Source organism: Treponema sp., assembly GCF_045657965.1.
In the GTDB taxonomy this organism is placed as follows: Bacteria; Spirochaetota; Spirochaetia; order Treponematales; family Treponemataceae; genus Treponema_D.
Genome location: NZ_JAZOUG010000279.1, coordinates 1 through 10135, shown reverse-complemented (window position 1 = coordinate 10135; position 10135 = coordinate 1). Strand labels below are relative to the sequence as shown.

General features: G+C 40.4%; 8 protein-coding genes and 1 pseudogene. 4 read left to right on the top strand and 5 right to left on the bottom strand.

What is annotated here, in order from left to right; genetic code table 11:
* The 3 genes from ACKI5B_RS10635 to ACKI5B_RS10625 all read left to right on the top strand — a co-directional run.
* A partial coding sequence (locus tag ACKI5B_RS10635; protein WP_407428560.1) for a DUF975 family protein occupies positions 1-333 on the top strand: 333 nt, incomplete at its 5' end.
* 25 nt (positions 334-358) lie between these two features.
* The gene (gene sppA, locus ACKI5B_RS10630; RefSeq protein ID WP_407428558.1) at positions 359-1399 is read left to right on the top strand and encodes a signal peptide peptidase SppA; all 1041 of its coding nucleotides are present in this window, start codon (positions 359-361) and stop codon (positions 1397-1399) included.
* 66 nt (positions 1400-1465) lie between these two features.
* Positions 1466-4030 (top strand): homocysteine S-methyltransferase family protein, encoded by a 2565-nt coding sequence (locus ACKI5B_RS10625; protein ID WP_407428556.1) that lies wholly within the window; start codon positions 1466-1468, stop codon positions 4028-4030.
* A gap of 95 nt (positions 4031-4125) precedes the next feature.
* Here ACKI5B_RS10625 and ACKI5B_RS10620 read toward each other — a convergent pair whose 3' ends face one another.
* From ACKI5B_RS10620 to pdxR, 4 genes are read right to left on the bottom strand one after another with little or no spacing between them, the layout of a single operon-like run.
* Positions 4126-5400: a glutamate-5-semialdehyde dehydrogenase gene (locus tag ACKI5B_RS10620; protein ID WP_407428554.1), complete on the bottom strand. Its 1275-nt coding sequence runs from the start codon at positions 5398-5400 to the stop codon at positions 4126-4128.
* Positions 5401-5424: 24 nt separating this feature from the next.
* Positions 5425-5946: a hypothetical protein gene (locus ACKI5B_RS10615; RefSeq protein WP_407428552.1), complete on the bottom strand. Its 522-nt coding sequence runs from the start codon at positions 5944-5946 to the stop codon at positions 5425-5427.
* A gap of 54 nt (positions 5947-6000) precedes the next feature.
* Positions 6001-6948 (bottom strand): DUF1848 domain-containing protein, encoded by a 948-nt coding sequence (locus ACKI5B_RS10610; protein WP_407428550.1) that lies wholly within the window; start codon positions 6946-6948, stop codon positions 6001-6003.
* Between the two features lie 7 nt (positions 6949-6955).
* Positions 6956-8407, bottom strand: a complete 1452-nt coding sequence (gene pdxR / locus ACKI5B_RS10605; RefSeq protein WP_407428548.1) for a MocR-like pyridoxine biosynthesis transcription factor PdxR — start codon at positions 8405-8407, stop codon at positions 6956-6958.
* 96 nt (positions 8408-8503) lie between these two features.
* Here pdxR and ACKI5B_RS10600 point away from each other — a divergent pair, with 96 nt between their 5' ends.
* Positions 8504-9337 carry a pyridoxamine kinase gene (locus tag ACKI5B_RS10600; protein WP_407428546.1) on the top strand — a complete coding sequence of 278 codons (834 nt, stop codon included), beginning with the start codon at positions 8504-8506 and terminating at the stop codon, positions 9335-9337.
* 70 nt (positions 9338-9407) lie between these two features.
* Here ACKI5B_RS10600 and ACKI5B_RS10595 read toward each other — a convergent pair.
* Positions 9408-10135, bottom strand: a pseudogene (locus ACKI5B_RS10595) (altronate dehydratase); the annotation flags it as partial.

The following is a 10135-nucleotide window of genomic DNA, read 5'->3' as shown; positions in this document are numbered from 1 at the left end:
CTTTGGCTTTTTTTATGGTCACTGTTATTCTTTTTTCCGGCAGTTATTAAATTTTACAGTTATTTAATGATGCATTATGTAATTGCAGAAAATCCTGAAATTAAAACAGATAAAGCAATGAAAATCAGTATAATTCTTACTGAAGGCCATAAAGCAGAGCTTTTTTCAATGCACTTAAGTTTTTTCGGCTGGTTTTTACTGTGCTGCTTTACTCAGGGAATCGGATTAATCTTTTTAATTCCGTATGTAAAAATGACAGAACTGAATGCCTACTATTATCTTAAACAAAAGGCTTTTGCAGAAAACCGGCTTTCTCCGGCAGATTTTAAATAAAAAAATAATTCAGTGAGGAAATAAAATGAAAAACAATAAAGGACTTAAAATTCTTATAACACTTGCTCTGGTTGCTCTGTTTTTTGGAGGACGCAAACTCCTTTCTACCCAAAAAACTGATATAGCAGATTTCGAAACCAATTTTTCATTTATTAATGATTTTGATGAAGATTCTTTTGATGAAGAAAATTCAGATTCATTTACAAAAATACTTTCTAAAAGCATTTCAAAAAATAATGAATCTTCTCAAAAAAATACAAAATCGCCTTACATCTCAGTCATTTACATTTCCGGCGTAATTTCAGAAGAAAATAAAACATACAATCAAAAATGGCTTCTCAAAAAAATCAAAAATGCAAAAAATGATTCTAATAACCGCGGAATTTTACTCAATATAAATTCTCCGGGCGGCACTGTTTACGAATCAGACGAAGCTTATCTTGCTCTTCTGGATTACAAAAAAACTACAAACCGTCCTGTCTTTGCTTATTTTGCTTCCCTTGCTGCAAGCGGCGGATACTATATCGGCTGTTCTGCAGACCAGATTTTTGCAAACCGGAACACTCTCACCGGCTCTATCGGAGTTATTGCCGGTCAAAGTCTGGATGCAACTGGATTAATGGAAAAAATCGGCATAAAAATGACTACAATAACAGCCGGTAAAAACAAAAACATGGGAAATTACAATTCCGTACTTACTGAAGAACAGCGTACAATAATGCAGTCAATTGCTGATGAAGCCTATGAACAGTTTACATCAATTGTTGCTGATTCAAGAAAAATGAATATTTCAGATGTTAAAATTCTTGCAGACGGACGCATTTATACTGCAAATCAGGCAAAAAATAACGGCCTTATTGATGAGGTCTGTTCTTTTGACGCTGCAAAAAATACAATTTCAAATTCCTTTGAAGAAGAAATTAATTTTGTAGATTACAAATATCATTACGAAGAAAACTGGATGTCACTGCTTTCAGGTGCTGCAAATTTTGCAAAAAATCCCGAAGCAGGCCTGTACGATTTTCTTGGAAAAACCTCTGCAAAATGTCTTTACCTGTATCAGTAAAAACACCAGGTTTCTAAAAACTCCCTATCATTGCTATAGGTTTGTTTTTTCGCTAAAATCGTTTCTATGAATAAGAACTTTGTGAAACCAACTTTCCGTGAATTTTTAAAATCTCAGGTTGAGGCGGGGCTTCCCGTATTTTTTGACGGTGGAATCGGCACGATGATTCAAAAGACCGGCTACACTGATTACGACATTCCGGAAGACATTTCGATTGAAAAGCCGGAGATTATCGCGGACATTCACAAAGCATATCTTGAAGCAGGTGCAAACGTGCTCACTGCAAACACATTCGGAGCTCTCCCGCTAAAGTTGATTTCTGCAAAATACACTTGCCGCGAATATATTGAGGCGGGAATTAAGATTCAAAAAGAATGTGTTGCTGAAGTTGAGGCGAAAGGAAACACCCGCCCGCACTACATTTCATGGGATACAAGTCAGATTGGCCGTCTTTTGGAGCCGATGGGGGATTTGACTTTTGATGAAGCCTACGAAACTTACAAAGAAGCGGCGATAATTGCCGAAAAAGCGGGGGCTGAACTTGCCATTATCGAGACGATGGCGGACTTGCGCGAAATTAAGGCGGCGGTTCTTGCTGTAAAAGAAAATACGGATTTGCCGATTTTTACGAGCGTGACTTTCCAGCCGAACCTGCGCACTTTGACCGGTGCTGATATCCGGACGGTCGTAGTCTATCTTGAATCGCTCGGAGTAGATTTAATCGGAATGAACTGCGGCGGCTCTTTGAGCGAAGATGATAAAATCGTTACTGAATACATGCGTTACGCTCACCTTCCTGTCGCTGCCGAACCGAATGCGGGGTTGCCGACAGTAATCAACGGAAAGGCAGTCTATCTTGTAAGCGGCGAAGAATTTGCCGAACACCACAAAAAATACCGCGAACTTGGAGTTACGGTCTTTGGCGGATGCTGCGGAACGACTCCTGACCATATCCGTGCGATGGTACAGGCAATTGAAGCCATGCCGCCACAAAAGCGGAAGCCGTGCGAATTTGAAAGCGCGTGCTTTATCTGCTCGTATAACTCAAGCGTTCAGATTGGAGGGGCTGCCGGTCCTCAGATTATCGGTGAGCGGATTAACCCGACCGGCAAAAAGAAGGTAAAAGAAGCATTGCTTGCCCACAATATGAATTTCGTGCTCGGCGAGGCAGAAAGTCAGATTAACGCGGGCGCACAAATTCTCGATGTGAACGTAGGTTTACCTGGAATCGACGAGGCTCAGACAATGGTTGATGCGGTAAAGACGATTCAAGGAGCATTCAACACTCCTCTCCAGATTGATTCGAGTGAAGCTCCTGTTCTTGAAAAGGCTCTGCGTTACTACAACGGAAAAGCGCTCATAAATTCCACGAACGGTCGCCAGGATGTAATGGACAAAGTTCTTCCGCTGGTAAAAAAATACGGCGGTGCTGTGGTTGCACTTTGTATCGATGAGGCGGGAATCGCACCCACAGCAGAAGGACGCGTTGCCGTTGCAGAAAAAATCATTGCCGAAGCTGCAAAATACGGAATACCTGTGCGAAACATCGTAATCGACACGCTCACGCTCACGGTTTCAAGCCAGCAGAAAGAAGCACTGGAAACGGTGCGTGCAATTCAGATTCTCAAGGAAAAATACGGAGAGCAGGGGTTGCAGTTCGTGCTAGGCGTTTCAAACATTTCGTTCGGAATCCCACGGCGCGACATCATAAACTCAAGATTCTTTGCAATGGCACTTTACGCGGGATTAAGTGCATGTATCATCAACCCACTCATGCAGCCGATGATGGAAACTTACTACGGCTACCGTGCCCTTGCTGCCTTTGACGAAAACTGCCTTGATTATATAGAAAAATACAACGACACTCCCGCTCCAGTTTATGGATTGACTGCGGAACAGGCTGCAAACGCAAGGGGGGTACCCTCCTCAGTAACAAAAGCAAAAACACCTGAGAGTGCAAGCGTAAAACTTCCAGAAAACCTCACCGAAAGCGAAAATTCTCTCATCAACATAATCTGCAAGGGATTCAAAGATTCTTCGGCCGATGCAACCAAAAAACTGCTCGAAGAAGGAAAAGAGCCGGTCCAAATCATTGACCGCTGCATCGTGCCCGCGCTCGACATCGTAGGAAAAGATTTTGAAGTCGGAAAGAAATTTTTGCCCCAGCTTTTGCTCTCGGCCGACACGGTAAGCAACAGTTTCGCCGTAATCAAGGCACATCTTGAAGCCACCGGGAACGCGCAGGAGTCAAAGGGTAGCATCGTAATCTGCACGGTCTTCGGCGACATCCACGACATCGGAAAAAACATCGTCAAAGCCATGCTCGAAAACTACGGCTACACGGTCATCGATTTGGGAAAAAATGTGCCCGCAGAAAAAGTTGTTGAAACCGTGCTCGAAAAAGACATCCAGCTCGTAGGATTGAGCGCACTCATGACCACCACGGTCGCAAATATGGAGACCACAATCAAACTTCTGCACGAAGAACTCGGCAAAGCGGGAAAGAGCTGCAAAATCATGGTAGGCGGCGCGGTCCTCACCGAAGACTTTGCAAGCCAGATTGGTGCAGACTACTACGCAAAAGACGCGATGGTGAGTGTTTCTATAGCAAAAGAGGTCTTTGGTAAATAGTGGCTGCCCTGCACGGAAGTTTGCGAACGAAGGTGTTTGGGAAGTAGAAGAATAACTCCTTTCTCTGGAAGAAACCTGCCCCACTTCCCAATTTTCTACCTTATCTGACCGTCACCATCAATAAGATATTTTGTTGTTGTCAATGCTTTAATTCCCATTGGACCGCGTGCATGAAGTTTTTGTGTTGAAATGCCAAGTTCAGCACCGAAACCGAATTCACCGCCATCCGTAAAGCGGGTTGACGAATTGACATAAACACAGGCTGCATCAATTTTTGCCTGAAAAAGACGGGCATTTGCACGATTTTCTGTAACAATACATTCTGAATGTTTTGTGCTATATGTATTTATATAAGAAATTGCTTCATTAACATCACTTACGATTTTTACTGCACAAACCATGTCCAGAAACTCATAGCCAAAATCAGATTCCTCTGCTAAAACGATTTTTGAATCCGCAGAATTGCAAAGAGGAGCACAGATTTTATAAGATTTTTCATCACAGCGGAGCTGAACTTTGTCTTCAAAACGCTTTACCAGATTCGGAAGAAAATCAGCCGCTGCTTTTTCATTTACTAAAATGCATTCAATTGCATTGCAGGCACCAGGACGCTGTGTTTTGGCATTCCATGCAATTTCTTCAGCCATAGCTAAATCAGCACTTTCATCAACATATAAATGACAGACACCGGCACCAGTCTGAATTACAGGAACCTTTGCCGTATCTACAACCATGTTAATCAGTTTTGCTCCGCCTCGTGGAAGTGCAACATCAACTTTACCTACAGCCGTTAAGATTTCCTGCACTTCGTCATGGCTTTCGCACGGAGCAAGTTCAATTGCCTCTGGAACACCAAATCCCTGTGCTTCTGCTGAAGAAAGACCTTCTTTTATTGCCTTTACAATCGCCTGATTTGATTTTAATGCACTTGAAGAACCTCGCAGGAGAATGGCATTTGCACTTTTATAAGCCAGAGCAAAGGCGTCTGCTGTAACGTTCGGCCGGCTTTCATAAATAATTGCAACAACACCAAGAGGAACACGCACCTGTCGGATTGTCATGCCGTTTGGTGTTTTCCAGCCCGCAGTTTCTTCTCCAATTGGATCTGTCTGTGAAATAATGATTTTTATTGATTCAATAATTGAATTGATTTTTTTATCATCTAAAGCAAGCCGCTCTACAAGACTTTCCGTCATTCCTTTGGCACGGGCAACAGCTACATCTTCATCATTTGCTTTAAGAATAGACGCCCTGTTTTTTTCGACAGATAAAATTACTGCGGCAAGTGCAGTATTTTTCTGGCTTGCTGTCTGAAGTGCAAGTTTATCACTGCCAGCACGAAGATTATCGCAAATTTCAGAAATATTCATAAAAAGCCCCGTAATAGAAAATTTCTAGTAATTTGCCAGAAAGAACATGGCAATTAACATGACGGCCTTGTTTTTTTCGTTTGACCAGTCATTTGCAGCCGGCAAACTTTTAACATACCACCAGAAAATTCCAAATTCGGGATCAATTCGAAGGGCATATTCTGCAAAGTCATCTGTTTCAGACATTGAACCGAACATAAGGTAAATTACTTCATCGAGAATTTTTGTAAAGGAAGCAAAAACTTCTGACCATTTGTTTTCTTCGATGGAAGCACAATACTTTTCAAGCTTTACCAGAATTTCTTCTTTAAGGGAAATATCTGCACTATCTACCCATGTTTTTTGAATAAGAAGTGTAAGATTTTTTTTGAAAGATGTGATAAGTTTCTGCACGCTTTCGTCTGTAGAAATATCAAACCCGCTTCCAAATTGACTTGCAACAACAGCTGAATTTTTTAAAATTTCAGAATTATCAGAAGCTGCAAGAAGTGTTTCAAGAGAATTTATTGTATCTTTTTCTATAAAGTCTGTTATTAAATCGTTCATATTAGGTTTATTTTAAATGATTTGAAACATTTGTTCAATGCACACAAATCTATATCAGGCAAAATCAAGTTTAAAAAACAGCTGTTCGTCTTTAAGCGATTTCTGTTTTGCATCATGAACTGTATCATTTTCATTTGTTTCGCCAAGGAGAAAATTTGAATCAGGATTATGCAGGGCAGAGTTTTTCTCTACAAGCCTTGCATCATAATTAGCATAACAGTATTTGCACAAATGCGGGCATGAATTATAAGCTCCAATATCATGCATAGGAAGACATTCACAATGCTTCCTGAGATTCTGTTTTCCTGTTTTCTGAATCAAATGAATTCCAGCCGCTTTTTCAATTATGTTACGGTTTACACATGCACCGGCTTCAACACCACAGGCAGTTAAATCAATTTTTTCTGCACAGGACTCAATCTTAATTCCGTTTCCAAAAGCAATCCGCGAAAAAGACTGGGCAAGAAATTTCTGGTCACTTTCGGAAACTTCTTTAATGCCAGGAAAATTTTTTTTCGTTTTTGCATACAAATCAATAAAACTGATTATACACCTGTCTGTAAAACCATTCAGTTTTTCTGCCATTGTCCGGAATGATTTTATGTGATAAGACACAGAATATTTTTCATCAATAAAAACAGGATCATAACGCCAGCAGACCCTGTCTTTTCCAAGATTTTTAGAAAGATTTATAAAACAGTCCATTACATTTTCTTTATCAGGAACATTCGGCTCAACATCTTTTTCGTAAGGGGTAATTGTAACAAAAAAATACAAACCTAATCCCGTTGATTTTAGTTCTTCAAGATAAGGAATCATTGGAGCAGGATTTTTGGTGCAGAAAACAATACAGTCCACGACCTCCCTGTTTAATTTGTATCTTGTTACCTGTTCTTTGTAATAAGGATTTCTGACATCAACAAATCCAGCGCGAATCCGGTTCATAAACCATTGAGAATAAAATGCAGGAATATCAGTTCTACCGCTTGCAAAAAGAAGCATATGAAAATTATATCAAAACTTCCTTAAACCCTTCAACGATAGAAGCAACAGATTTTTTTTGAATTCCTGAATAATTTACTACAAATGTTTTTTCTTTTTCTTCCTGGACCGGTGAATAATAAAAATCTTTCAGAAGAGGAATTTTAATTCTTTTAACTAACAAACGGTCGTTAAGCTGTTTAACACCTAATTTCTCATCACAAACCGTCAAAAGAAAATGCAGACCTGATTCTTCTTCATGAATTTTAATTTTATCAAGAAAAATTTTATCAGAAAAAGCTTCAATCAGTTCATTTCTTAATGAGCGGTAATAATTTTTCATTCTGATAATATGACGGGCAAAATTTCCATCCAGAATAAATCTTGACAGAGTAAACTGCTCAAAAGCAGAAACTGGACTAGAAAAGCTACCGAACGTTTGTTCGTATTTTTTGGAAAGCTGTTCAGGAAGCACCATATAACTTATTCGAAAGGAAGGTGATAAAGTTTTTGTAAATGTATTTATGTAAATTACTTTTCCGTTCGTGTCCGCACTTTGTAAAGTCGGCAGAGGCTTTCCTGTAAACCGGAATTCGCTGTCATAATCATCTTCAATAATGTAACGGAAACCTTCTTTATTTGCCCAGGAAAGAAGTTCATTTCTACGCCTTACACTCATCACAGTTCCTGTCGGAAAATGATGAGATGGTGAAACATGAATAACAGTTGCTCCGCTTGTTTCAAGCAAAGCAGGATTCATGCCCTCATCGTCCATATCGATTGCAAGCCATTTTGCTTTATTCAATCCGAACACTGAAGCGATTTTTTTATATCCCGGATTTTCAACTGCATAACATTGATTTTCTCCCAAAAGCTGAATTAATGTCGTATACAGCGATTCAGAACCAGCTCCAATTACAATATTATCCGGTGAAACATTCATGTCCCGAAATTCCAAAAGATGTTTTGCAATCGCCAGCCTGAGTTCAAAAACTCCCTTAGATTCAATTTTCTGAAGAAGATTCTTTTCTCCACTGTTAAGAACATTTCTCATTGTCCTTGCCCAGAGAGAAAAAGGAAATTTCTCATAACCTGTTGCATTACTTGAAAAATCTGCAATCCACTTTTCCTGATTTTTTTTCCTGATAACTGAATCCGAATTACTGCCAGAATTCCAAACACCTGTCAGACTGGACTCTGATTTTTTTGGCGTAATATCATTTTTTATATCAGTAACAAAGTAACCGCATTTTTCTACCGAATAAATATACCCCTCAACTGCCAGAAGAGAATATGCATTCTGAACAGTAATGACACTAACCCCTAAATGATCTGCAAGACTCCTTTTTGAAGGAAGTTTTTCATCAGCTGAAAGCTGTCCGGAAACAATCTGAGACTTGATTGAATCATACAAATAATCACACAGACCTTTTTTTTCCCGCTTAGTAAAATCAACAGTTATCAAATCTTCCACCTTCATTTTTTTTGGTATTATAAAATTAAATCAATTTGAATATATATCTAATACCAGAATTTTGCTATCGTTTTATCATTAAAAAATAAAAAGGAGCAAAAAATGGACAAACGACTTCTTACAATCCAGGATATTTCCTGCGTGGGTCAGTGCTCACTTACAGTGGCACTTCCAGTAATTTCTGCCTGCGGAATTGAAACTGCAATTCTGCCAAGTTCAGTTCTTTCAAATCACACAGCAGGTTTTTCAGCATGGACTTTCAACGATCTTACAAATGACATGCCAAACATCCTCAATCAATGGCTTAAAGAAAATATCTCCTTCGATGCATTTTACACCGGTTATGTTTCAAAGTCACAGATTCCAATTATTCTTGAAATTATGGAAAAGACAGCCCGCCCGAATGCTTTAAGAATCGTTGACCCTGTAATGGCAGATAACGGAAAACTCTACACAGGATTCGATTCAGATTTTCCAAAAGAAATGCTCAAACTTTGCCGTGGTGCAGATGTAATTATGCCTAATATAACTGAGGCAAGCTTTTTACTTGATGTTCCATATCCAGGCGACAATTATGATAAAGCTTACATCGAAAAAATGTGCCGTGATTTATACGAAAAAACTGGTGCAAAAAATGTAATTCTTACAGGTGTAAGTTTTGAAAAAGACAGGCTTGGCTGTGCTGTATACAACGGAACTCTGACAGACTATTACTTTACAGACCGGATTGATGTTTCTATGCACGGAACAGGAGACGCTTATGCTTCGGCAGTTGCAGGTTCTTTAATGCGCGGAAAATCCCTGCTTGAATCAGCCGCAATAGGTGCAGATTTCGTAGTCGAATCAATTAAACAGACAATCGGCGATAAAGACCACTGGTATGGCGTAAAATTTGAAAAAGCCCTGCCATATCTGATTAAACGCCTTGAAAGATAAAAAAATACCGGCCTCTCCTCAAGGAAAGCCGGCTTTGTAAACAGAACCGGCACAAATGCCGGCTTTTTTTTTACAGTGTTACACCGTCTTTAAAGATTGCGATTTCGCGGTAACCGTTCTTTTCGTTCTTTGTAACAGCGCGGCCAGAAACGATGTCGATAATCTGCTGTAAGAGAGCGTCGCGGACTGAATCGCTCGGCTCGTCGAGGAGGCGGGCAGCGTCAAAATCAATCCAGCCATGCTTGTTCTGTGCAAGCGGGTGGTTTGTTGCGATTTTAACGGTTGGAACAGGAGCTCCGAGAGGAGTTCCGCGGCCAGTTGAGAACAGAATGATGTTTGCGCCGGCAGCTGTCATGTCCGTTGTAGAAACGATGTCGTTGCCCGGTCCTTCAAGCAAAGTAAGACCTGTAACATTCTGAGGAAGACGCTCGCCGTACTTCAAAACGCCTGTAACAGGAGCCTTTCCGCCTTTCTGAACACAACCAAGTGATTTATCTTCAAGAGTTGTAATTCCGCCTGCTTTGTTTCCCGGTGAAGGGTTTTCGTAGCAGACCTGATTGTGTCGTGCGTAGTAGCCTTTAAAGCCGTTGATTAAATTTACAGTTTTGTCGAAGCGGTCTTTATCGACACAGCGGTTCATAAGCATCTGCTCAGCACCGAACATTTCAGGCACTTCAGTGAGCATAACGCGACCGCCCATACCGGTCATTGCATCACAGATTCGGCCAATCAAAGCATTTGCGGTGATTCCGCTCATACCGTCAGAACCGCCGCACTTCATGCCGAGTACGATATCTG